The organism is Streptomyces pactum (genome assembly GCF_016031615.1).
Taxonomy (GTDB): Bacteria; Actinomycetota; Actinomycetes; order Streptomycetales; family Streptomycetaceae; genus Streptomyces; species Streptomyces pactus.
In genome coordinates, this window is sequence record NZ_JACYXC010000001.1 from 5,228,387 (window position 1) to 5,251,740 (window position 23,354).

Consider the following 23,354-nt stretch of genomic DNA (forward strand, 5'->3'; position numbering starts at 1 on the left):
CCGGGGGATTACGCTCGTCCACGACGAACCGTTGCATCCGACTCTCGGCCGGAGATCCCTTCATGCAGTCCAACGACGCCCGAACGCTTCTGCACTGCGCCGTACCGACCGCTGCGGTCGGTGTCGTCGCCGTCGCGGTGAGCTCCGTGCTCGCCGGCGGCAAGGGCGCGATCGGAGCCGCGTTCGGCGTGGTCCTGGTGTCTGCCGTCATGGCGATCGACCTGATCGTGCTGGAACGCACCGCCAAGAAGTACCCCCAGCTCTTCCAGATGATGGGGCTGGCGCTGTACATGGTGCAGTTCCTGCTGATCGCGGTGGTCCTCGCGGTGTTCCGGGACACCACCCTCTTCAACACCAGGGCGTTCGCCTTCTCGTTGCTGGCAGCCACCTTGGTGTGGGTCGCCGCCCAGGTGCGCTCGCACATGAAGGCCAAGATCTTCTACGTGCAGCCCGAGGCCGAGGACGAACGGAAGTCCGGGGGGGCGAAGAGCACCGCGCCCGCCGGATCACCGTCGTGATCTGTAGGCCCGGTATAAAGCGGTCAGCGCTCACCTGCTATCGTCCGGTGCCATCTGAGGCACAGCGGGCGCAGGCGGCTGAACACCCGGGATCACCGGAACGGAATCGGCGGCCCATGCAGCTGCTGCCCGACCAGACCCCCGGCCTCGTGCTGACGAGCCGCACTCACACCTGTAAGACCAGTCCAGTGCCGTTCCGCGGCCATGCGCCGCGCCGACACAACGAGGTTGCCGTACCTATGCGCCATGCTGAAGGAGCTCGCGGTGAGTTCTGACCAGACGCTCGCCTTCGAGACCGATTGCCACATCTTCGATGGGTGCGGCTTCCCGGCCCCAGGGCTTCACTCGTTCACGTTCGAGCCGATGTTCTCCATCGGCGGCTTCGACTTCAACAAGCCGATGCTGCTGGCCCTGGTGGGCACCGTGGTCATCGTGGGCTTCTTCTGGGCCGCCTTCGGCAAGGCGAAGGTCGTCCCCGGCAAACTCCAGATGGTCGGTGAGGCGGGCTACGACTTCATCCGGCGCGGCATCGTCTACGAGAGCCTCGGCAAGAAGGAGGGGGAGAAGTACGTCCCCCTCATGGTCTCGCTCTTCTTCTTCGTCTGGATCCTGAACCTCTGGTCGGTGATCCCGGTCGCGCAGTTCCCGGCCACGTCGATCATCGCCTTCCCGGTCGCGCTCGCCGCGATCGTCTACATCCTGTGGCTGAGCCTGACCTTCAAGCGGCACGGCTTCGTCGGTGGCCTGAAGAACGTCTCGGGCTACGACAAGTCGCTCGGCCCGGTGCTGCCGCTGGTGATGCTCCTGGAGCTCTTCTCCAACCTCCTGATCCGGCCGTTCACGCACGCCGTCCGACTCTTCGCGAACATGTTCGCCGGGCACGTGCTGCTGCTGATCTTCACCATCGCCAGCTGGTACCTGCTGAACGGGATCGGCATCGCCTACGCGGGCATCTCGTTCGTCATGGTCATTCTGCTGACCGCCTTCGAGCTCTTCATCCAGGCGCTCCAGGCGTACGTCTTCGTCCTCCTGGCCTGCTCCTACATTCAGGGCGCTCTCGCCGAGCACCACTGAATCCCCCGCCACACCCAACCAACAGACGTCCGGTGGCCAACCCCCACCGGTCCGTGAAAGAGAAGGAAGAACGAGCATGTCTGCTGCTCTCCAGACGACCCTCGCCGCTGTCGAGCTCAAGGGCAACCTCGGTTCGATCGGCTACGGTCTCGCGGCCATCGGCCCGGGCGTGGGCGTCGGCATCATCTTCGGTAACGGCACCCAGGCGCTGGCCCGCCAGCCCGAGGCGGCCGGCATGATCCGCGCCAACCAGATCCTGGGCTTCGTGCTCTGTGAGGCGCTCGCCCTGATCGGTCTGGTCATGCCGTTCGTCTACCCGACCAGCTGATCGCGGCGTAACACCAGCCGCACACGACGAAAGGCACTGATGTGAACGCCCTGGTTACGCTGGCGTCCGAGGGGGAGGCGGAGAACCCCCTCATCCCGCCGATCCCAGAGCTGGTCATCGGCCTGATCGCTTTCGCCATCGTCTTCTTCTTCCTCAGCAAGAAGCTCCTCCCGAACATCAACAAGGTTCTGGACGAGCGCCGCGCCGCGATCGTGGGCGGGATGGAGAAGGCCGAGGCCGCGCAGGCCGAGGCGCAGCAGGTCCTGGAGGACTACCGCGCCCAGCTCGCCGATGCCCGGCACGAGGCCGCGCGCCTGCGTCAGGAGGCGCAGGAGCAGGGCGCCGCGCTGATCGCCGAGATGCGCGCCGAGGGCCAGCGGCAGCGTGAGGAGATCATCGCCGCCGGCCACGCCCAGATCGAGGCCGACCGCAAGCAGGCCGCGGCCACGCTCCGCCAGGACGTCGGCAAGCTCGCCACCGACCTGGCCGGCAAGCTCGTCGGTGAGGCGCTCCAGGACGCCGACCGGCAGTCGCGCACCATCGACCGTTTCCTCGACGAACTTGAGGAGAAGGCCGAGGCCGCCCGATGAATGGAGCGAGCCGCGAGGCACTGGCCTCCGCACGCGAGCGTCTCGACGCGCTGACCGACAACACGTCCGTCGATGCGGCGAAGCTCGCCGAGGAACTGGCCGCCGTCACCGCGCTGCTCGACCGTGAGGTGTCGCTGCGCCGGGTCCTCACCGACCCGGCCCAGGCCGGCGAGGGCAAGGCCGAGCTGGCGGCGCGCCTGCTCGGCAGCCAGGTGGGCGGGGAGACCGTCGATCTGGTCTCCGGCATGGTCCGGTCCCGCTGGTCGCGCTCGCGCGACCTGGTGGACGCGACCGAGGAGCTGGCCTCCATCGCCGACCTCGTCGCCGCCCAGCGGGCCGGCGCGCTCGACGACGTCGAGGACGAGCTGTTCCGGTTCTCCCGGATCGTGAGCTCCTCGACCGAGCTGCGCTCGGCGCTGACCGACCGGGTCGCGACCGACACGGCCAAGGCCGGGCTGCTCGCCCGCCTGCTCGGCGGCCGGGCGAACCCGGTGACCGAGCGCCTGGTCGTGCGGCTCGTCGCACACCCGCGGGGACGTAGCCTGGAATCGGGCCTCACCGCGCTGTCCAAGCTGGCGGCGGACCGCCGGAACCGGATGGTCGCGATCGTCACCACGGCGGTGCCGCTCAGTGACGGCCAGAAGCGGCGCCTGGGCGCGGCCCTGGCCAAGCTGTACGGCCGGCAGGTGCACCTGAACCTCGACGTGGACCCGGCGGTCCTCGGCGGCGTCCTGGTGCGCATCGGCGACGAGGTCATCGACGGCACCATCGCGGACCGCCTCGAAGAGGCGACCCGCCGGATGGCCGGCTGATCAGCCACCAACTCAACAAGCATGTAAGCGGCCCGAGTTGGGCCGACGCAGTCCTGGGGGCCCGCGGCACACCGCCGCGGGAAGCAGTCCCCAGACCCCCAGAAACACTTCGGGCCCAACAAGGAGAGCAGGGAACCCAGATGGCGGAGCTCACGATCCGGCCGGAGGAGATCCGGGACGCGCTGGAGAACTTTGTCCAGTCGTACAAGCCGGACGCGGCCTCGCGCGAGGAGGTCGGTACGGTCAGCGTTGCCGGCGACGGCATCGCGAAGGTCGAGGGTCTTCCCTCGGCCATGGCGAACGAACTGCTGAAGTTCGAGGACGGCACGCTCGGGCTCGCGCTCAACCTCGAAGAGCGCGAGATCGGTGCGATCGTCCTCGGTGAGTTCAGCGGCATCGAGGAGGGCCAGTCGGTGCGGCGCACCGGCGAGGTGCTCTCCGTCGCCGTCGGCGAGGGCTACCTGGGTCGCGTGGTCGACCCGCTCGGTAACCCGATCGACGGACTCGGCGAGATCGAGACCGAGGGCCGGCGCGCCCTTGAGCTGCAGGCCCCGGGCGTCATGGCCCGTAAGTCGGTGCACGAGCCGATGGAGACCGGCCTGAAGGCCGTGGACGCCATGACCCCGATCGGCCGTGGCCAGCGTCAGCTGATCATCGGTGACCGGCAGACCGGCAAGACCGCCCTGGCCGTCGACACGATCATCAACCAGCGCGACAACTGGCGCACCGGCGACCCGGAGAAGCAGGTCCGCTGCATCTACGTCGCCATCGGCCAGAAGGGCTCCACCATCGCGTCCGTGCGCGGCGCGCTGGAGGAGGCCGGCGCCCTGGAGTACACGACGATCGTCGCCGCCCCGGCGTCCGACCCGGCCGGCTTCAAGTACCTCGCCCCGTACACCGGCTCGGCCATCGGCCAGCACTGGATGTACCAGGGCAAGCACGTGCTGATCGTCTTCGACGACCTGTCCAAGCAGGCCGACGCCTACCGCGCCGTGTCGCTGCTGCTGCGCCGCCCGCCGGGCCGTGAGGCCTACCCGGGTGACGTCTTCTACCTGCACTCCCGCCTCCTGGAGCGCTGCGCCAAGCTCTCCGACGAGATGGGCAAGGGCTCGATGACCGGTCTGCCGATCGTCGAGACGAAGGCCAACGACGTCTCGGCGTTCATCCCGACCAACGTCATCTCCATCACCGACGGCCAGTGCTTCCTGGAGTCCGACCTGTTCAACGCCGGCCAGCGCCCGGCACTGAACGTCGGTATCTCGGTCTCCCGCGTCGGTGGCTCCGCCCAGCACAAGGCGATGCGCCAGGTCTCCGGCCGTCTCCGCGTGGACCTCGCCCAGTACCGCGAGCTGGAGGCGTTCGCCGCCTTCGGTTCCGACCTGGACGCCGCGTCCAAGGCGGCGCTGGAGCGCGGCAAGCGCATGGTCGAGCTGCTGAAGCAGGGCCAGTACGCCCCGTACGCGACCGAGGACCAGGTCGTCTCCATCTGGGCCGGCACCACCGGCAAGATGGACGACGTGCCGGTCGAGGACATCCGCCGCTTCGAGCGGGAGCTGCTGGACTACCTGCGCCGCGAGCACAAGGGTCTGATGACCTCCATCCGCGAGGGCGGCAAGATGTCCGACGACACGCTCCAGGCGATCGCCGAGGCCATCGCCGCGTTCAAGCGGCAGTTCGAGACCTCGGACGGCAAGCTGCTGGGTGAGGGCTGAGCATGGGCGCCCAGCTTAGGGTCTACAAGCGCCGCATCAAGTCCGTCACGGCCACCAAGAAGATCACCAAGGCGATGGAGATGATCGCCGCGTCGCGGATCGTCAAGGCGCAGCGCAAGGTCGCCGCCTCGTCGCCGTACGCGACCGAGCTGACCCGCGCGGTGACCGCGGTGGCCACCGGCTCCAACACCAACCACCCGCTGACCACCGAGGCGGAGCGGCCCACCCGCGCCGCGGTCCTGCTGATCACCAGCGACCGCGGTCTGGCGGGCGGCTACTCCTCCAACGCCATCAAGGCGGCCGACCGGCTCACCGAGCGGCTCACCGCCGAGGGCAAGGAGGTCGTGACGTACATCGTCGGGCGCAAGGGTGTCTCGTACTACGGGTTCCGCAGCCGCCCGGTCCAGGACTCCTGGACCGGCTTCAGCGACAACCCGTCGTACGCGGACGCCAAGAAGGTCGCGGCCCCGCTGATCGAGGCCGTGACCCGCGCGACGGCGGACGGCGGGGTGGACGAGCTGCACATCGTCTTCACCGAGTTCGTGTCGATGATGACGCAGACCCCGGTGGACGGCCGGCTGCTGCCGCTCAGCCTGAGCGCCGACGAGCAGCAGGTGTCGAAGAAGAGCGAGATCCTCCCGCTCTTCGAGTTCGAGCCGTCGGCGGAGGACGTCCTCGACGCCCTGCTGCCCCGGTACGTCGAGAGCCGCATCTACAACGCGCTGCTGCAGTCGGCCGCCTCCGAGCACGCCGCCCGCCGCCGCGCGATGAAGTCGGCGACCGACAACGCCGAGGAACTCATCAAGTCGCTCACGCGGCTTGCGAACGCGGCCCGCCAGGCCGACATCACCCAGGAAATCAGCGAGATCGTCGGTGGCGCCAGCGCCCTGGCCGACGCGACCGCGGGGAGTGACTGAGAGCTATGACCACCACTGTTGAGACGGCCGTTGCGACGGGCCGCGTCGCCCGGGTTATCGGCCCGGTCGTCGACGTGGAGTTCCCCGTCGATGCGATGCCGGAGATCTACAACGCCCTGCACGTCGAGGTCATGGACCCGACCGAGGAGGGCAAGACCAAGACGCTGACCCTGGAGGTCGCGCAGCACCTCGGCGAGGGCCTGGTCCGCGCCATCTCCATGCAGCCCACCGACGGTCTGGTCCGCCAGGCCGCGGTGACCGACACCGGCAAGGGCATCACCGTGCCGGTCGGTGACTTCACCAAGGGCAAGGTGTTCAACACCCTCGGCGAGGTGCTGAACCACCCCGAGGAGAACGGCAAGGAGAGCGAGCGGTGGGAGATCCACCGCAAGGCCCCGGACTTCGACCAGCTGGAGTCGAAGACCGAGATGTTCGAGACCGGCCTGAAGGTCGTCGACCTGCTGACCCCGTACGTCAAGGGCGGCAAGATCGGTCTGTTCGGTGGTGCGGGCGTCGGCAAGACCGTCCTCATCCAGGAAATGATCATGCGTGTCGCCAACCTCCACGAGGGCGTCTCCGTCTTCGCGGGCGTCGGCGAGCGCACCCGTGAGGGCAACGACCTCATCCAGGAGATGGAGGAGTCCGGCGTTCTCGACAAGACCGCGCTGGTCTTCGGCCAGATGGACGAGCCCCCGGGCACCCGTCTGCGCGTCGCCCTGGCCGGTCTGACCATGGCGGAGTACTTCCGCGATGTGCAGAAGCAGGACGTGCTGTTCTTCATCGACAACATCTTCCGCTTCACCCAGGCCGGTTCCGAGGTCTCCACGCTGCTCGGCCGTATGCCGTCCGCGGTGGGTTACCAGCCGAACCTGGCCGACGAGATGGGTCTGCTCCAGGAGCGCATCACCTCGACCCGCGGTCACTCGATCACCTCGATGCAGGCGATCTACGTCCCCGCGGACGACCTGACCGACCCGGCGCCGGCCACCACCTTCGCCCACCTGGACGCGACCACCGTGCTGTCGCGTCCGATCTCGGAGAAGGGCATCTACCCGGCGGTGGACCCGCTGGACTCCACCTCCCGCATCCTGGACCCGCGGTACATCTCCCAGGACCACTACGCGTGTGCCTCGCGCGTCAAGGGGATCCTGCAGAAGTACAAGGACCTCCAGGACATCATCGCCATCCTCGGCATCGACGAGCTCGGCGAGGAGGACAAGCTGGTCGTGCACCGTGCCCGCCGGGTCGAGCGCTTCCTGTCGCAGAACACCCACGCGGCGAAGCAGTTCACCGGTGTGGACGGCTCGGACGTCCCGCTGGACGAGTCCATCGCGGCGTTCAACGCCATCTGCGACGGTGAGTACGACCACTTCCCGGAGCAGGCGTTCTTCATGTGCGGTGGTCTTGAGGACCTGAAGAAGAACGCGAAGGAGCTCGGCGTCTCCTGAGCCCCGTGCTCGTGGGGGAGGGGCGGGTCCGGTGCCCGCCCCTCCCCGAACGCCCGTTATTCTTTGACAGAACACCTGCCGTGCCGGCAGGTGTCAGACCCGAGGAGCCACGTTGGCTGCTGAGCTGCACGTCGAGCTGGTCGCGGCGGACCGGAGTGTCTGGTCCGGCGAGGCCTCCTTGGTCATCGCGCGCACCACATCGGGTGACATCGGCGTCATGGCAGGCCACCAGCCGCTGCTCGGTGTGCTGGAGTCGGGCCCGGTGACCATCCGTACCAGCGACGGAGGAACGGTCGTCGCCGCGGTGCACGGCGGATTCATCTCGTTCGCGGACGACAAGCTCTCGCTGCTCGCCGAGATCGCGGAGCTGTCGGACGAGATCGACGTCAAGCGCGCGGAGCGGGCGCTGGAGCGCGCCAAGGCGGAGGCCGACGCCGCCGCCGAGCGGCGCGCCGAGATCCGCCTGCGGGCGGTGGCGGGCACGCACTGAGCCCGGCACGGACAGTACTACCCTCAGCCGCGGAACGCGCTGGAATTCTCCAGGGCGGTCCGCGGCTGAGGCGATGCAGGTGCGGTTTTTCCGGATGACGCGAGGAGGTCGGTGAAGATGGTCCTCGCTCTGCTCGTGAGCGGCGTGGTCGTCGCGCTGGTTCTGGTGGGACTCTTCGTCTTCGGTCTGCGACGGCGGCTGATCCAGCGTTCCGGCGGGACCTTCGACTGCAGTCTGCGCTGGAACGCCCCGGAGGCCGGGGCCGAGCCCAGTGGCAAGGGCTGGGTGTACGGCGTGGCCCGCTACAGCGGTGACCGCGTCGAGTGGTTCCGGGTCTTCAGCTACGCGCCCAGGCCGCGCCGCGCGCTGGAACGTGCCTCCATCGAGGTCCTGGAGCGCCGCACCCCCAAGGGGGAGGAGGAGCTGGCCCTGCTCTCCGACGCGGTGGTGCTCGCCTGCCGGCACGGCGGTACCCGGCTGGAGCTGGCGATGAGCGAGGACGCGCTCACGGGCTTCCTCGCCTGGCTCGAAGCCGCCCCTCCCGGGCAGAGGGTGAACGTCGCCTGACCGAGGAGCCCCGTCGGCCGGGAGTGCCCCCGGTCGGAGTCCGGGGGAGGCCGGTGCCGTCCGGCGCGCGGGGTCCCGTCCGTCCGCGCCGGTCACGGCCGGCCGGACCACAACCGCACAGCACATCGGTGGAGCCCCGCCCAAGCCTTTTCGGCCCCGGGCGGGGCTCTTGCCGTGCCCGGCCCGTCCGTCCTGGGTGTGCCCGCCGGGGACGGGCGGGGCGACGGGGCGCGAGGTACGGCGGCGGCGAGGGCGGACGCGTGTCCGGGGGCGAGGGACGGGGCGAGGACGGGGCGCCGGGGCGGGCGTCGCACGCGGGTCCCGGGACCCGCGTCCGCCGCACGTCCGACCCGCGCCGCAGGCGGCTCCGGTGTCTCCGGTGCGACGCCCAAGGCTCATCCGCACGGCCGGGCGGGCGCCAGGGGCGGTCGGCGACAACGGGGCGGTCGACCTGATCTCCGGCTTGTTCCGGGCCGGCGACCACGGCGGGCACCTCACCGGGAACGAGGCCGCGGCGATGGCCTTCATCGTGCTGTTCGCCGGCTTCGGGACGACCGTGAACCTCATCCGCAACGGCGCCCACGCCCTGCAGCGCCACCCCCGGGCGAGCGCCGGCCCCGCACGGCGCCCCGGTCGGCCGACCGGGTACCGCGCCCGACGGCGGGCGGTCCCGGACGTCCGGGCCGGACATGACGGCGTCGCGGGGTCCGGACCGTTCGGTCCGGACCCCGCGACGAGGTGTGGTTCCACCGGGCGGGCGGGAGCCCCGCGGTGCGTGGAAAGGCCGGGGAGGCGGGGGCGACACCGCCTCCCCGGCCGGTTTCTCACGGGCCGGGAGTCCCCGGGGGGATTACTTCAGCCCGCTGTCGATGGCAGTGGCGAGCTCACCGTTGGTGGTGTCGCCGCTGAACTCCCAGAAGAAGGCGCCGCCGAGGCCCTGCTTCTTCACGTAGTCCATCTTCCCGGCGATGGTGGCCGGGGTGTCGTAGCTCCACCACTGGGTGCCGCAGTGGGCGTACGCGGTGCCGCCGACGGTGCCGCTGACCGGGCAGCTGGTCTTGAGGATTTTGTAGTCCTCGATGCCCGACTCGTACTTGCCGGGCGCGGCGCCGGTCGCGGTGCCGCCCGGCTCCTTCTGGGTGACGCCGGTCCAGCCGCGGCCGTAGAAGCCGATGCCCAGGTTGAGCTTGGAGGCCGGAACGCCCTTCGCCTTCAGCTTCGCGATGGCGGCGTCGGTGGTGAAGCCCTCCTTCGGGATGCCCGGGTAGGAGGTGAGCGGCGAGTGCGGCGCGGTCGGACCGGTCTTGTCCCAGGCGCCGAAGAAGTCGTACGTCATGACGTTGTAGAAGTCGAGGTACTGCGCGGCGCCGCCGTAGTCGGCCGAGTCGATCTTGCCGCCGTCGGAGGCGTCGGCGGTGATCGCGGCGGTGACCAGCTGCTTGCCGAACTTGGCACGCATCGCCTGCATCATGTTCTTCAGCGCGGCCGGGCCGCTGGTGTCACAGGTCAGACCACAGGCGTTGGGGTACTCCCAGTCCAGGTCGATGCCGTCGAAGACACCGGCCCAGCGCGGGTCGTTGACCAGCTCGTAGCAGGACTGCGCGAAGGCGGTCGGGTTCTTCACCGCGTCACCGAAGCCACCGGACCAGGTCCAGCCGCCGAAGGACCACAGCACCTTGATGTGCGGGTACTTGGCCTTCAGCTTCTTGAGCTGGTTGAAGTTGCCGCGCAGCGGCTGGTCCCAGGTGTCGGCCTTGCCGTCGACGCTCTGGTCCGCGGTGTAGGCCTTGTCGTACGCCGCGTAGGAGTCACCGATGGTGCACTTGCCGCCCTGCACGTTCCCGAAGGAGTAGTTGATGTGCGTGATCTTCTCGGCGGTGCCGGACGTCACCAGGTTCTTGACGTGGTAGTTCCGGTCGTAGACGCCCCACTCGGTGAAGTAGCCGAGCTTGACCTTGGAACCGGGCTGGGGGCCGGGGCCGGAGTCACCGGTGGTGCGCACGGTGCGGGCGGCGCTCGCCGGACCGGTCTGGTCGGAGGTGTCGCGGGCCTGCACGGTGTAGGAGTAGTCCGTGCCCGGCTTCAGGCCGGAGTCGCTGTACGAGGTGCCGGTCACGGTGCTGACCTTGATGCCGTCACGGAGCACGTCGTAGTTCTTGACGCCCTTGTCGTCCGTGGCCGGGGTCCAGGTCAGCTTCACCGAGGTGTCGGTGATGTCGCTGGCCACCGGGGCGCCGGGAGCCGAGGGCGGGGCGTCGGTGGGCTGGGTGCTGCCGTCACACGGCTTGCCGTTGAGCTTACAGCCGCTCGGGCTGCCGGAGCCGGTGCCGTTGAAGCCGAAGGTGATGCTGGCACCCGGGGCGAGGGTGGCGTTCCAGCCCTTGTCCTTGGCGGTCCAGTGGGTACCGCTGTTGGTGACGTTCGCGTCCCAGGCGGAGGTGACGGACGTGCCGGAGGGGAAGTCCCATTCGACGGTCCAGCTGCTGAGGGTGGTGGTGCCGGTGTTCTTCACCGTCCACCGCCCTTCGAAGCCACTGCCCCAGTCGGCCGCCTTGGTGTAGGAGGCGGTCGCCGACTCGGCGGCGTGGGCGGAGGTCGCCGATGCCAGGCCGACGACGGCGGTGACGGGGAGGGCCAGTGCGGCGAGGGCCGCGGTGGCCCTGCGCCGTACCGGTCGGGAACGTATGGCGGTTCCTGATCTCACTGATGCTCCTCGAACAGGGTCGGGGGGAGTACGGGGAACCTGCGCCGCCCGGTGAGCGAGAGTTACGTGGGGATGCCCACCGCAGTGATGGGGAGCGTAGAAAGGTCTGGACCATCGGTCAAGAGGTCTGGACCACCGCAACCGAGTCGGAATCCCCACCGCACCCGGCGCCGCGTCAGACGCCCAACTCCTGGGCGAGCACCGCCGCCTGCACCCGGCTGCGCAGCTCCAGCTTGGCCAGCACCCTGCTGACGTGCGTCTTCACCGTGGCCTCGGCCATCGACAGACGTTCCCCGATCTCCGCGTTGGACAGGCCCTGGCCCAGGCAGCCGAGGACCTCGCGCTCCCGGCGGGTGAGCCGCTCCAGCACTGCCGGGTCGGCGCCGCCGGGTGCCCGGACCGCCTGCGGGCGGGCGAACTCGGCGATCAGACGCCGCGTCACCGCCGGGGCGATCATGCCCTCGCCGCGTGCCACCGTGCGCACCGCGTCCACCAGCGCCGCCGCGTCGCTGTCCTTGAGCAGGAAGCCGGCGGCGCCCGCGCGCAGGGCGCCGAAGACGTACTCGTCCAGATCGAACGTGGTCAGCACCAGGACGTCGGCGAGCTGCTCGGCGACCACCTGCCGGGTCGCGCTCACCCCGTCCAGCCGGGGCATCTGCACGTCCATCAGCACCACGTCGGGGCGGAGCAGACGGGTCATCCGGACCGCCTCCTCCCCGTCCGCGGCCTCGCCCACCACCTCGATCCCGGCCGCCGACCGCAGGATCAGCACCAGCCCGGTGCGTACCGCCTGCTGGTCCTCCGCGACAAGTACCCGGATAGTCAACTTCCGCTTCCCTCCTCGACGGGGAGTACCGCACGTACCCGCCACACCTTCCGGCCGGCCCCGCCGGGACCGTCCGCGTCCGCCTCCGCCGGCGAAGGACCGGCCTCGAACTCGCCGCCCAGCAGCGCCACCCGCTCCCGCATGCCGATCAGCCCGGCGCCGGAACCGGGGGCCCGCGGGCCGGGCCGGCCGCCGAGCGGGGAGACCACCTCGACCCGCAGCGCGGACCGCCCGCCGGCCGGCGCGGTGCGCGACAGCTTCACCACCACTTCGCCGGGGGCGGCGTGCTTGAGCGCGTTGGTGACGGCCTCCTGCACGATCCGGTAGGCGGCCAGCTCGACCGGGGCGGGCAGCGGCGGGGCCTGCGGCGGCCGCTCGTCACGCAGCCGGAACTCCAGGCCCGGATCCTCGCCGGCCGGGCCGGCGTGCTCCCCGGTCCCGTCCGGACCCACCGCGGCGGCCGCCGTACGGGCCTGCCGGAGGAGGGCGTCCAGGCCGTCCAGGGTGGGGGCGGCGGCCGGTGCGGACTCCGCCCCGGCGTCCCGCAGCAGCCCGATCATCCGTCGCATTTCAGCCAGCCCCTGAACACTGTTCTCCCGGATGACGGTCAGTGCCTGACGGCCCGCCGCGGGCTCGTCGATGGAGAGCGCGGCGGTGGAGTGGATGGCGATCGCGGAGAGGTGGTTGGCCACCAGGTCGTGCAGCTCCCGGGCCATCCGGGCCCGCTCGGCGATCACCGCCTCGCGGCGGTCCATCTCCGCCAGCAGCGCGGTCTGTTCGGCGCGCAGCTCGGCCGTCTCCGCGGTGTCCCGGTGGTTGCGGATCAGGACCGCCGTCCAGGCCGGGGCGACGGTGACGAACGCGATGACCACCCCGATCAGCAGTGCCTCCGGCCTCTGGATGACGGCGAGCGGGACGATCGTGGCGAGCACGGTGAGCAGCTCGGTGATGCGCGGGATGCGGCGGGCCGCGGCGGGTGAGCCGTACAGCACCGCGGAGTACACCAGATCGGTGAACATCACGATGCTCGCGATCAGCCCGCCGGTGAGCGTGTCCACCACCAGCGCGGGCGTGCCGATGAGCAGCGCGGTCTGCGGGTGCGTGCGGCGCAGCAGCTCGGCGCCGGAGAGCGCGACGAGCGCGGGCACGGCCGGCCACCGGGGCAGCCCCGGCAGCGGATCCCCGTTCGTCAGCCCGAGCGCCAGCAGCGTCAGCCCGCCCAGCAGGCCGGCGACGGCGATCAGATAGTCGTCGCGGTGCCGGGCGTGGTCGGGCCGGGGAGCGGAAGCGGACGGCATGGGTCCATCACAGCATGGAGCCGGTGCCCGGACCTCACCTCACAGGGCGGAGGTGACTACATCGAAGGATGCAGTCCCGGTTCGTCTGCCGCGACGACGAAACCGGCCCCGCGGCGCGGGACGGTGGTGGTGACGGCGAGAACCACGAGGTGAAGGAGAGAGCCGTGATCGTCGGGCTGATCATCGCGTGCGAGGTGGGCTTCTGGGTCCTGCTCGCCGCCGGGCTGGCGCTGCGCTACCTGGCGAAAAAGCGCCGGGCCAGCGTCGCGGTGCTCCTGTGCGAGCCGCTGCTGGAGGTGGTGCTGCTCGTGGTCACCGCGGTGGACCTGAAGAACGGCGCCGAGCCGGACTGGAAGCACGGCCTGGCCGCCGTGTACATCGGCTTCTCGGTCGCCATGGGGCACCGGGTGATCACCTGGGCGGACGGCTGGGTCGCGCACCGCTTCTTCGGCGGGCCGCCGCCGCGCCGGAAGCCGAAGTACGGCCGGGCTCGGGCGATCCACGAGTGGCAGGAGGCCGGGCGGTGGATCCTCGCCGGGGCCATCGCCATCGCGCTCCTCCAGGGCGCCGTCTGGTACGTCGGCGACGACGGGGACACCGGGTCGCTGCGCGCCTGGCAGACGAAGATGCTCTTCGTGATCGGCATCAACCTGGTCATCGCCGCCAGCTACACCCTGTGGCCCAAGCAGGCCCCCGCCGGCGCGGAGACCGTCGCCGCCGCTCCGGACCCGTCGTCCGGCGCGGGCACCGGGAAGGCGGTGGGCGCGGCGGCCCGGAACAGGGGTGGCGCCCGGGACGGGGGTGGGGGGCGGGGACGGCCCAGGAGACCGGAGGCGGCCGGCGGGCCGGGGACGGCGACCGGCCCGGCGGCTGAACCGCACCCGCGCACCGGACCGGATGCCGGCCGCGTACCGGGGCGGGTACCGGAGCGGGGGCCCGGCCCGGGTGCGGGGCCGGCGTACCGGGGACCCGAGCCGCCGGCCCGAGCACCGCAGCCGCCGGGCCCGCAGGCCGACCCGGGCCCGCCGGGCCACACCGCAGCCGCCGCGCCCGCCGGGCCGCACCGGTCCCACCGGGCGGAACGGCAGCCACCGGGCCGCACCGGGCCCCCCCGGGCCGAACGGCAGCCACCAGGCCGCACCGGGCCCCCCGGGCCGAACCGCACCGGAACCGCCCGGCGGGTCCGGTGCGCCGGTGTGTCAGCGGTTCTCGCCGGGCACCCACAGCACGTCGCCCAGCTCCTTGTTCGCGGCGCGGGCGAGGATGAAGAGCAGGTCGGATAGGCGGTTGAGATAGGTGGCGGCGAGCGGGTTCATCGTCTCCCCGTGCTCCTCCATCGCCGCCCAGGTGGAGCGCTCCGCCCGGCGGACCACGGTGCACGCCTGGTGCAGCAGCGCCGCGCCGGGCGTGCCGCCGGGGAGGATGAAGCTGCGCAGCTTCTCCAGGTCGGCGAGGAAGCGGTCGCAGTCCGCCTCCAGCTTGTCGATGTAGCTCTGCTCCACGCGCAGCGGCGGGTACTTCGGGTCCGCCACCACCGGGGTGGACAGGTCCGCGCCCACGTCGAACAGATCGTTCTGCACCCGGACCAGGACCTTCACGACCTCCGGGTCGAGCGAGCCGAGCGCGATGGCCACCCCGATCGCGGCGTTGGCCTCGTTGGCGTCCGCGTACGCGGCGATCCGCCGGTCGGTCTTGGCGGTGCGGCTCATGTCGCCGAGGGCGGTGGTGCCCTGGTCGCCGGTGCGCGTGTAGATGCGGGTGAGATTGACCATGGGCCGAGCCTACGCCCGCCCGTCCGGCGGGGGGCCGCCCCGCGCCCGCCGCACTTCCGAAGGCGGGCGCGGGGCGGCCCCCGCCGGACGGGCTGCACCCTGCGGGACAGTGGGGCGCGGGGCGTGTTACGCCTTGCGGAACAGCCGGGCGCCGAGTGTCACCGAGGCCACCGCCAGCGCGACGGCCACCAGCGCGGCCAGCCCCACGTCACCGTCCGCGTACTCGCCCACGAAGGCCGCCCGAACCCCCTCCACCAGGTAGCGGAACGGGACGGCGTGCGAGATGACGTCCAGCCAGCCGGGCGCCAGCGACATCGGCAGCAGGATCCCGGAGAGCAGCATCGCGGGCAGGTTGACGGCGTTGACCACCGGGGCGAACTCCTGCGGCGTGGCGACCCGCATGGCCAGCGCGTACGACAGCGAGGCCAGCGAGACGGTCAGTGCGCCGACGAAGAGGAAGCCGATGACCACGCCCGCCAGCGGAGCCCGCAGCCCCAGGGCGACCGCCGCCAATACCAGCACCAGCGACTGCGCGAACAGCGTGACGACGTCCTTGAGCACCCGGCCCAGCAGCAGTGCCAGCCGGCTGACCGGCGTCACCCGCATCCGCTCCACCACCCCCAGCTGCTTCTCCACGAGGATGCCGAAGCCGGCGAAGGCGGCGGAGAACAGGCCCAGTTGGACCAGCAGGCCGGGCACCAGCGTCTGCCAGGAGTCGCCGCGCCCGCCCAGCGGCACGTCCTTCAGCAGGGGTCCGAAGAAGACCAGGAAGAGCAGCGGCTGCAGCAGTCCGAAGGCGATGCCGACCTTGGAGCGCAGCGCCTGGCGGCCGTAGCGGCCGAAGACCAGGAGCGTGTCGGAGACGACAGGGGGCATGGGTTTCTCTCCTGTGCGGTGGGACGGGCGGGGAGGGCCGTGGGGACGGGCGGGGAGGACCGGCGGGGTCGGGCGGGGAGGACCGGCGGGGCGTCTCAGACGGCGACCGGCGCCGGGTCGTGGGGGAGGGCCCCGCGCCCGGTGATGGCGATGAAGGTGTCCTGCAGGGTGGCGTCGGGGGACCCGCCGTACTCCGTCTTCAGCTGTGCGGCCGTGCCCTCGGCCACCACCCGGCCGCCGTCGACGATCACCAGCCGGTCGGCGAGCGCGTCCGCCTCGTCCAGGTAGTGGGTGGTCAGGAAGACCGTCATGCCGTGCTCGGCGCGCAGCCGGCGGATCAGCTCCCACAGATCGGCGCGGCTGCCCGGGTCCAGTCCGGTGGTCGGCTCGTCCAGGAAGAGGATCTCCGGCCGGTGGGTGAGCCCCATGGCGATGTCCAGCCGCCGCCGCTGCCCGCCGGAGAGCGCCCCGCAGGGGCGGTCCAGCAGCCCGGTGAGTTCCAGGTCGGCGGCGAGTTCCTCGGCGCGGGCGGCCGCCTCGGCGCGCGGCAGCCGGTACAGGCGGCCCTGGGTGACCAGCTCCTCCCGCACCGGGACGGCCGGGTCCACGCCCCCGGACTGGGCCACGTAACCGATCTTCGTCCGGACCCCGGCGGGATCGCGGACCAGGTCGTGCCCGGCGACGGTGGCGCTGCCGCCGGTGGGGGCCAGCAGCGTGGTGAGCATCCGCAGGGTGGTGGTCTTCCCGGCGCCGTTGGGGCCCAGGAAGCCCAGGATCTCGCCCTGCCGGACGGTCAGGTCGATCCCGCGGACCGCTTCGACGGTGCCGCGTCGGGTCGGGAAGGCCCGGGCGAGGCCGGAGGTGGTGAGGGAGGGCTGGTTCGGCATGGCGCAAGAAAACCACAGGCCATCTAAGTTTGCAATGGCCCCAAAATTGTGGAGGTTCCATCGAAGTTAGGATGGGGGCATGGACGACGGCACGGCGCGCACCGAGGGGCTCAGGGAGCGGAAGAAGCGGCAGACGCGGCAGCGGATCTCGGATGTGGCGACCGGGCTGTTCATGGAGCGCGGCTTCGACGCGGTGACGATCGCGGAGATCGCGGAGGCCGCCGAGGTCTCCGTGAACACCGTGTACAACTACTTCCCGGCCAAGGAGGACCTGTTCTTCGACCGCCAGGAGGAGATGGTCCAGGGGCTCTCCCGTGCCATCCGGGCCCGCCGGCCGGGGGAGTCCGCCGCCCGGGCGGTGCTCGACGCGCTCCGCCGGCAGCTGGAGGAGCGCTCGGCGGAGGCGCTCAGGCCCGGCTTCCAGCGGTTCATGAAGGTCATCCAGGATTCGCCCGCACTGACCGCCCGCATCCTGACGATGCAGGAACTCACCTGCCGGGCGGTGACCGCGACCCTGCGGGAGGAGACCGGCGCCGGCCCCGACGACCCGCTGCCCCCGGCCATCGCCAGCCAGCTCGCCTGGGTCTCCAGCGCCGTGCTCAACTCCACCCTGCGGCAGGCGGCGGCCGGGGCCGGCCCCGACGAGGTGGCCCGGCACGGCCTGGCGACCCTCGACGTCATCGAGTCGCTGCTCGGTGAGCGCACGCTCAACTATGCGGTGAAGAACACACCGTGACGCGCCTTACTTACTGCTGCGGCCGGGGGTGAACGGGCGTTAAGGTCCGGCCAAAAGCGTCGAAGAGAGGGTGTGTGTCGTGGCGAAGAAGCTCGCCGTCATCGGGGCCGGACTCATGGGGTCCGGCATCGCGCAGGTCTCGGCCCAGGCCGGGTACGAGGTGGTGCTGCGCGACATCACGGACGAGGCTCTGGCGCGCGGCAGGAGCGGTATCCAGGCGTCCTACGAGAAGTTCGTCTCCAAGGGCAAGCTCTCCGCGGAGGACGCCGAGCAGGCGCTGGCCCGCATCACCACCACCACCGACCTCGACGCCGCCGCCGACGCCGACATCGTGGTCGAGGCCGTCTTCGAGAAGATCGAGGTCAAGCAGGAGATCTTCCGGGCGCTGGACGGGCTGGCGAAGGACGACGCCATCCTGGCCTCCAACACCTCCGCCATCCCGATCACCAAGATCGCGGCGGTCACCCGGCGCCCGGAGCGGGTGGTGGGCACGCACTTCTTCTCGCCGGTTCCGATGATGCAGCTGTGCGAGCTGGTCCGCGGCTACAAGACCAGCGACGAGACCCTCGCCGCCGCCCGCACCTTCGCCGAGGAGGTCGGCAAGACCTGCATCGTCGTCAACCGCGACGTGGCCGGCTTCGTCACCACCCGGCTGATCTCCGCCCTGGTGGTCGAGGCGGCCAAGCTGTACGAATCGGGCGTGGCCTCCGCCGAGGACATCGACATCGCCTGCAAGCTGGGCTTCGGCCACGCCATGGGCCCGCTCGCCACCACCGACCTGACCGGCGTGGACATCCTGCTGCACGCCACCGGCAACATCTACACCGAGACCCAGGACGAGAAGTTCGCCCCGCCGGAGGTCATGCGCCGCATGGTGGACGCCGGCGACATCGGCCGCAAGAGCGGTCAGGGTTTCTACCGCTACTGATCCACCGCCACCACCGCCGCACGCCGCGGGCCTGACCGGCTGTCAGGCCCGGCGCTCACCCTCGCGAGTGATTTGGGTATCGGTTCGCTTACAGGCGGCAACTTCGCTGTGTGAGAGGCGGTCAGTTCTGTAGACATAGGCGCACCACGACAGCGTCGCAGCACACCATGGGAGCGCATATGTACATCAGGGGCGACCACGCCGAGCTGGTCGTCGGGGGCCGCCTCGACGTCCGCAGCGCGGCGGACGCCCGTACGGTCCTGCACACCGCCGTCGATTCCGGCCACGGCGACCTGGTGCTCGACCTGACCGCGCTGGACTCCTGGGACGCCACCGGACTCGGCGTCATCATGGAAGCGCACCGCCGGGCCGGGCGGGCGGGCCGCCGGCTCGTACTGCGCGGGGTGCCGCCGCAGATGCAGCGCCTGCTGGTGGCCACCCGGCTGCACCGCATCCTCGCCATCGAGGGCGGGCTGGAAGTGGAGACCCTGCCGCGCGCCTGACCGCCGCGCCACCGCCCGGGCCGCCCGCACCGGACCCCGGGCCGTCGTGCCCGACCCGGCGCGGCGAGACCCGGGCCGCCGGGGACCGAACCGGGCGGGGCCGGCGCCGCAGGGGGACCGGGACCGCCGACGCCGACCTCGCCGGAGACCTCGGGAGCCCCGGGCCCTCGGGGAGGGGCGGAAGGCCCCGGCGGAGGCCCCCGCGTCCCGGCCCGCATCCCGACCCCCCATTCCGTCCCGGCACCTCATCCCGTCCCGTCCCACCCCACCCCACCCCACCCCACCCTGCACCGCACCGGCCGGGCCGGTGCAAGCCCTACACCCGCCCCGCCCCGGAGCGTCACCGGTGCCGGACAGCGGCGGTGGGCAACCGGGCGGAAGAGGAACGGAACCGAAGCGATCCGGACGGTACCGGGCAGGACCACCCCGGGAGCGGGAACAGGAACGTAAACGGAGCCCGGAGCGGGTACCGGACACCCCAGGACGCGCATACCGGACATCCCCAGGGCGGCGTGCCACCCCCGGAGTTCGCTGGATAGTGTGAATCGGTCTAGGGTTCGGCTCTGCGCCGTACCCCCGTGCCCCCGTCGGCCACCGACCAGGAAGCCGCCGGGAGGGAGCACACCTTCGGTGACGACCGGCGGGTGCCGACGGGCGGGGAGGCAGACAGTACGCCACTCATCTGGGGGCTTTCACCATGGCACCGACGCACAGTGGACCGGACGAGCACGGTCCCCACGAGCCGGCGCGCACGGCGGGCGGTGGCATCCCGTCGCTGCCGCCCCGCGATCCGGCCCGGCCCGCCGGTCCGGCCCGCACGGTACGGCTGGTGGTCGCAGGCGATCTGGTGACCGTCAATCCCGTGGACGGCAGCGAGATCGAGCCCTGCCCGCCCGGGAAGCGGCCCGCCGCCCCCGTCCGGTACGGCCCCGGTCGCCGCGACGAGCTGCGCCGGGCCGCCGCCACCCCCGGTGCCCGCCCCCGCCCGCCGAGGTGTCCCTGGGTGCCGGAGCGCGCCGAGGTGCGCGAGCGGCTGGCCACGCTGCTCACCCGGGGCCGGTCGATCCGGCTCACCGGCCCCGCCGGATCGGGACGCACCACCGTGCTCGCCGCGGTGGCCGCCGACTGCGCCCGGCTCGCCCCCGACGGCGTGATCCGCCTCAGCGGACGGCACCGCACCCCCACCGACCTGCTGCACGACCTGCACGCCGCGGTCTTCGACGCCCCGCGGCACCGCCTGGACCGCGCCGAACTGCTCGCCGCGGTACGGGAGATCGGCGCCGTCGTGGTGCTGGACGACATCGAGTTCGGCGGCGCGGCGCTGGAGGACTTCCTCGACGCCACCCCCGAGTGCGCGTTCCTCATCTCCGCCACCCCCCACACGCCCGTGCCGTCGGCCGACTCCCACCTGGAGGAGGTCGCCCTGGCCGGACTGAGCCGCGCCGCCTGCCAGGAGCTGCTGGAACACCACCTGGGCGGTCCGCTGGACGCCGAGGAGGCCGACTGGGCCACCCGCCTGTGGTCCCGGTCCGAGGGACTGCCGCTGCGCTGCGTGCAGGCGGCGGCGCTGCTGGCCGACCGCCGGGCCGGCGCGGACCGCGCCCCGCTGCCGGACCCGGCCGAGGCCGCCGCCCCCGGCGCGCTGCTCGCCGCCGGGCTGGACGAGACGGGCCGGGACGTCCTGCGCCTGGCGGTGGCGCTCGGCGGGGAGTGCCCGCACCCGGTCCACCTGGCCGCCCTGACCGGGGACGAGCGCACCGAGGACATCCTCGCCGAGCTGGCCGGACGCGGCCTGGTCACCCCCGCCGGGCCGCGCCACCGGCTGGCGGCCGGCGTTGCGGACGAGCTCACCGCCGCCGGGTACGCCGAGGGCGCGGCCGCCCGCGCGGAGGCCGTGGCCGGGCACTACGCCTGGTGGGCCGGACACCCGGAGGTCACCCCGGAACAGGTGGCCCGCGAGGCGGACGTGATCGTCGCCACCCTGTCCGCGCTGGTGACCGGGCGGGACGCCGCCGCGGCGGCCGCCGCCGTGCCGCTGGCCCGGGCCGCCGCCCCGGCTCTGGCGGCCGGGCTCGCCTGGAGCGCCTGGGAGCGGGCGCTGCGCCACGGCGCGGAGGCCGCGCGGCTGGCCGGTGAGGTCGCCGAGGAGGCGTACTTCCACCACGACCTCGGCATCCTCGCGCTGTGCACCGGCAACCTCGGCCGGGCCCGCGCCGAGCTGGAGGCGTCCATCGGGCTGCGCGGCGCCCTCGCCGACCGGCGCGGCGCGGTCTCCGGCCGCCGTGCGCTGGCGCTGGTCGCCGACCGTTCCGGGACCCCGGCCCCGGCCCTGCCGGCGGACCGTCCGGCCGCTTCCGAGGCGCCGGCTCCGGCCCCGGACGCCGCGGCCGCCGGCCCGGACCGCCCGGGGGCCGGGCGCGCCGGCCGGCCCCGCAGCCGCGGCGTTCCGGCCCGCCGGTCCCGCAGCCGCGGCGCCGACGGGCCGGGACGACGAGGACATACGGGGCACGGCCGTCACCGAGCAGCTCTCCGTCATCGCCCCGGCGGACCCCGCGCCGGCCGGTTCGCCGTTCGCGGACCCGGCCCCGACCGCCGAGCTGCCCGGGGTCACCGGGATCACCCCCCTCACCGGGCCGGCCCCCGCCGCGCCCGGCACCGGGGTGCCCGGGGCGGCCGCGGGCGCCTCCTTCGACTCGACGTTCGCCTCCTCCCTGGGCTCGTCCGCGTCCGGCGGCCCGGCGTCCGGCGGCGGCTTCGGGACCGGGTTCGGGGCCGGCGCGGCGCCCGGCGCCGGGGCCTTCCCGGCACCGGCCGCCGGTGCGGGGGCGTCGCGGAAGCGCGGCCTGGCCCGCCTCGCCCTGCACGGCACCCGGCGCAACATCGCCGCGGCCGGGGCGGGCGCGCTGCTCGTCGCCGTGCTCGGCACCGTGGTCACCCTCGGCATGACCAGCGGGGAGGACGAGGAGCCGGCCCGGAACGTACGGCCCGAGAAGAGCACCGGCCGCACCGCCGAGCCCGACGACGACCCCACCACCCGGACGCCGAGCGGCGGGCCCACCGGGACGCCGCGGACCGGGACCGGCACCCCGACGGCTCCGCCCGCCACCGGGCCCGCCACCGGCACCACCACCCCGGAGCAGCCCACGGCGCCGGCGAGCACCGGGCAGCCGACCACGCCGGCCACCACCCCCGCCGACGTCCGCCACCACCCCGCCGCCCACCAGCCCGCAGCCGCCGACCAGCCCGACCACGAGGCCGACGACGACGAACCCCACCCCGCCGGCGACGACCAACCCCCACCCCTGCCGGCCACCACGCCGCCCGGCGGTGGCTCGTCGAACACCGCCAGCGGCCCGGCGCCGTCCGGCGGGTCCGCGACCGAGGGCGCGGCGTAGCCCCCGGTCCGGCCCCCCGGCCCTCGCCGTCCCCCGGTCCGCTCCCGGCCCTTCGCGGCCTGCCGGCCCGTGCCGGTCCGCTCACGGTGTCCCGGTCGCCGGCCCGTCCCGGCCCGCCGGGTCCCGTACCGGTGGTCCGTCCCCGGCGTCCACACGCCGGGGCCCCGCGGGCGGACACGACAACGCGCGGTGTCCCCACCCGGGTGGGGACACCGCGCGTTCGCCGGTACGCCGGTGGCGGGGCCGGGCGGCCCCGCCGGGCTCAGAACAGGCGCAGCTTGTCGTCCTCGATGCCGCGCAGCGCCTCGTAGTCGAGGACCACGCAGTCGATGCCGCGGTCGGTGGCCAGCACCCGGGCCTGCGGCTTGATCTCCTGGGCGGCGAAGACGCCCTTCACCGGAGCCAGGTGCGGATCGCGGTTGAGCAGCTCCAGATAGCGGGTGAGCTGCTCCACGCCGTCGATCTCGCCGCGCCGCTTGATCTCCACGGCCACCGTCGCCCCGTCGGCGTTCCGGCACAGGATGTCCACCGGGCCGATCGCGGTGGGGTATTCGCGTCGAATGAGCGTCCAGCCCTCGCCGAGGGTCTCGATCCGATCGGCCAGCAGCTCCTGGAGGTGGGCCTCCACCCCGTCCTTGATCAGGCCCGGGTCGACGCCCAGCTCGTGCGAGGAGTCGTGCAGCACCTCCTCCATGGTGATCACGAGCTTCTCGCCCGCCTTGTTCACCACGGTCCACACGCCACCGTCGCCCTCCTTGAGCGTGCACGGCGGAGACATCCAGTTCAGGGGCTTGTAGGCGCGGTCGTCCGCGTGGATGGACACACTTCCGTCGGCCTTGACGAGGATGAGACGGGGAGCCGGGGGAAGGTGGGCGGTGAGCCGGCCGGCGTAGTCCACGGAGCAACGGGCGATGACGAGACGCATGGTCGGCAACGCTACTCGACCGGAGCCGGTGGACGCGATTTCGCTCCG

At 72.4% G+C, this 23,354-nt stretch carries 21 protein-coding genes and 2 pseudogenes; 16 read left to right on the forward strand and 7 right to left on the reverse strand.

What is annotated here, in order from left to right; all coding sequences use genetic code 11:
- Window positions 1–62 precede the first annotated feature (62 nt).
- The 11 genes and pseudogenes from IHE55_RS20580 to IHE55_RS31575 all read left to right on the forward strand — a co-directional run.
- Complete coding sequence (locus IHE55_RS20580; protein ID WP_197990354.1) at window positions 63–518, forward strand: Cg1360 family ATP-synthase-associated protein; 456 nt, start codon at window positions 63–65, stop codon at window positions 516–518.
- Between the two features lie 264 nt (window positions 519–782).
- Entirely contained in the window at window positions 783–1,592 is an 810-nt protein-coding gene (gene atpB / locus IHE55_RS20585; RefSeq protein ID WP_504740320.1) for a F0F1 ATP synthase subunit A, read from the forward strand.
- Between the two features lie 76 nt (window positions 1,593–1,668).
- Window positions 1,669–1,920 carry an ATP synthase subunit C-like protein gene (locus IHE55_RS20590; protein ID WP_197990356.1) on the forward strand — a complete coding sequence of 84 codons (252 nt, stop codon included), beginning with the start codon at window positions 1,669–1,671 and terminating at the stop codon, window positions 1,918–1,920.
- 41 nt (window positions 1,921–1,961) lie between these two features.
- Window positions 1,962–2,510, forward strand: coding sequence for a F0F1 ATP synthase subunit B (locus tag IHE55_RS20595; RefSeq protein ID WP_197990357.1), 549 nt, complete (start codon window positions 1,962–1,964; stop codon window positions 2,508–2,510).
- A complete protein-coding gene (locus IHE55_RS20600) occupies window positions 2,507–3,322 on the forward strand; it encodes a F0F1 ATP synthase subunit delta (protein WP_197990358.1) in 816 nt (271 codons plus the stop codon). Before IHE55_RS20595 ends, IHE55_RS20600 begins: the two co-directional genes overlap by 4 nt.
- A gap of 140 nt (window positions 3,323–3,462) precedes the next feature.
- Window positions 3,463–5,034: a F0F1 ATP synthase subunit alpha gene (atpA, locus tag IHE55_RS20605; protein WP_197990359.1), complete on the forward strand. Its 1,572-nt coding sequence runs from the start codon at window positions 3,463–3,465 to the stop codon at window positions 5,032–5,034.
- Between the two features lie 2 nt (window positions 5,035–5,036).
- Window positions 5,037–5,951 (forward strand): F0F1 ATP synthase subunit gamma, encoded by a 915-nt coding sequence (locus IHE55_RS20610; RefSeq protein ID WP_197990360.1) that lies wholly within the window; start codon window positions 5,037–5,039, stop codon window positions 5,949–5,951.
- A gap of 5 nt (window positions 5,952–5,956) precedes the next feature.
- A complete protein-coding gene (gene atpD, locus IHE55_RS20615; protein ID WP_197990361.1) occupies window positions 5,957–7,399 on the forward strand; it encodes a F0F1 ATP synthase subunit beta in 1,443 nt (480 codons plus the stop codon).
- Window positions 7,400–7,511: 112 nt separating this feature from the next.
- The gene (locus IHE55_RS20620; protein ID WP_197990362.1) at window positions 7,512–7,889 is read left to right on the forward strand and encodes a F0F1 ATP synthase subunit epsilon; all 378 of its coding nucleotides are present in this window, start codon (window positions 7,512–7,514) and stop codon (window positions 7,887–7,889) included.
- Between the two features lie 117 nt (window positions 7,890–8,006).
- Complete coding sequence (locus IHE55_RS20625; RefSeq protein WP_197990363.1) at window positions 8,007–8,456, forward strand: DUF2550 domain-containing protein; 450 nt, start codon at window positions 8,007–8,009, stop codon at window positions 8,454–8,456.
- A 433-nt stretch (window positions 8,457–8,889) separates the two neighbouring features.
- Window positions 8,890–9,057, forward strand: a pseudogene (locus tag IHE55_RS31575) (cytochrome P450); the annotation flags it as partial.
- A gap of 249 nt (window positions 9,058–9,306) precedes the next feature.
- Here the strand turns inward: IHE55_RS31575 and IHE55_RS20630 are convergent.
- The 3 genes from IHE55_RS20630 to IHE55_RS20640 all read right to left on the reverse strand — a co-directional run bounded on the left by IHE55_RS20630 (window position 9,307) and on the right by IHE55_RS20640 (window position 13,284).
- Window positions 9,307–11,160 (reverse strand): glycoside hydrolase family 18 chitinase, encoded by a 1,854-nt coding sequence (locus IHE55_RS20630; protein WP_197990364.1) that lies wholly within the window; start codon window positions 11,158–11,160, stop codon window positions 9,307–9,309.
- Window positions 11,161–11,335: 175 nt separating this feature from the next.
- The gene (locus IHE55_RS20635) at window positions 11,336–11,986 is read right to left on the reverse strand and encodes a response regulator (RefSeq protein WP_197990365.1); all 651 of its coding nucleotides are present in this window, start codon (window positions 11,984–11,986) and stop codon (window positions 11,336–11,338) included.
- On the reverse strand, window positions 11,983–13,284 hold the full coding sequence (locus IHE55_RS20640; protein WP_197990366.1) for a sensor histidine kinase: 1,302 nt from the start codon (window positions 13,282–13,284) through the stop codon (window positions 11,983–11,985). The genes IHE55_RS20635 and IHE55_RS20640 overlap by 4 nt, the downstream gene beginning before the upstream one ends.
- 164 nt (window positions 13,285–13,448) lie before the next feature.
- Here IHE55_RS20640 and IHE55_RS20645 point away from each other — a divergent pair.
- Window positions 13,449–13,994, forward strand: a pseudogene (locus tag IHE55_RS20645) (hypothetical protein); the annotation flags it as partial.
- 489 nt (window positions 13,995–14,483) lie between these two features.
- Here the strand turns inward: IHE55_RS20645 and IHE55_RS20650 are convergent.
- From IHE55_RS20650 to IHE55_RS20660, 3 genes are all read right to left on the reverse strand, one after another.
- Window positions 14,484–15,056, reverse strand: coding sequence for a cob(I)yrinic acid a,c-diamide adenosyltransferase (locus IHE55_RS20650; RefSeq protein ID WP_197990367.1), 573 nt, complete (start codon window positions 15,054–15,056; stop codon window positions 14,484–14,486).
- A gap of 126 nt (window positions 15,057–15,182) precedes the next feature.
- Entirely contained in the window at window positions 15,183–15,932 is a 750-nt protein-coding gene (locus IHE55_RS20655) for an ABC transporter permease (protein ID WP_197990368.1), read from the reverse strand.
- 95 nt (window positions 15,933–16,027) lie between these two features.
- A complete protein-coding gene (locus tag IHE55_RS20660; RefSeq protein ID WP_197990369.1) occupies window positions 16,028–16,819 on the reverse strand; it encodes an ABC transporter ATP-binding protein in 792 nt (263 codons plus the stop codon).
- A 79-nt stretch (window positions 16,820–16,898) separates the two neighbouring features.
- On the opposite strand from IHE55_RS20660, the gene IHE55_RS20665 reads away from it, so the two are divergent.
- From IHE55_RS20665 to IHE55_RS20680, 4 genes are all read left to right on the forward strand, one after another.
- A complete protein-coding gene (locus IHE55_RS20665; RefSeq protein ID WP_197990370.1) occupies window positions 16,899–17,555 on the forward strand; it encodes a TetR/AcrR family transcriptional regulator in 657 nt (218 codons plus the stop codon).
- Between the two features lie 79 nt (window positions 17,556–17,634).
- Complete coding sequence (locus IHE55_RS20670) at window positions 17,635–18,483, forward strand: 3-hydroxyacyl-CoA dehydrogenase family protein (protein ID WP_197990371.1); 849 nt, start codon at window positions 17,635–17,637, stop codon at window positions 18,481–18,483.
- A gap of 179 nt (window positions 18,484–18,662) precedes the next feature.
- The gene (locus IHE55_RS20675; protein ID WP_197990372.1) at window positions 18,663–18,986 is read left to right on the forward strand and encodes an STAS domain-containing protein; all 324 of its coding nucleotides are present in this window, start codon (window positions 18,663–18,665) and stop codon (window positions 18,984–18,986) included.
- Window positions 18,987–19,683: 697 nt separating this feature from the next.
- On the forward strand, window positions 19,684–22,692 hold the full coding sequence (locus IHE55_RS20680) for an ATP-binding protein (RefSeq protein WP_232265646.1): 3,009 nt from the start codon (window positions 19,684–19,686) through the stop codon (window positions 22,690–22,692).
- Here the strand turns inward: IHE55_RS20680 and nucS are convergent.
- Entirely contained in the window at window positions 22,644–23,306 is a 663-nt protein-coding gene (gene nucS, locus IHE55_RS20685) for an endonuclease NucS (RefSeq protein ID WP_197990374.1), read from the reverse strand. The genes IHE55_RS20680 and nucS overlap by 49 nt on opposite strands.
- Window positions 23,307–23,354 lie beyond the last annotated feature (48 nt).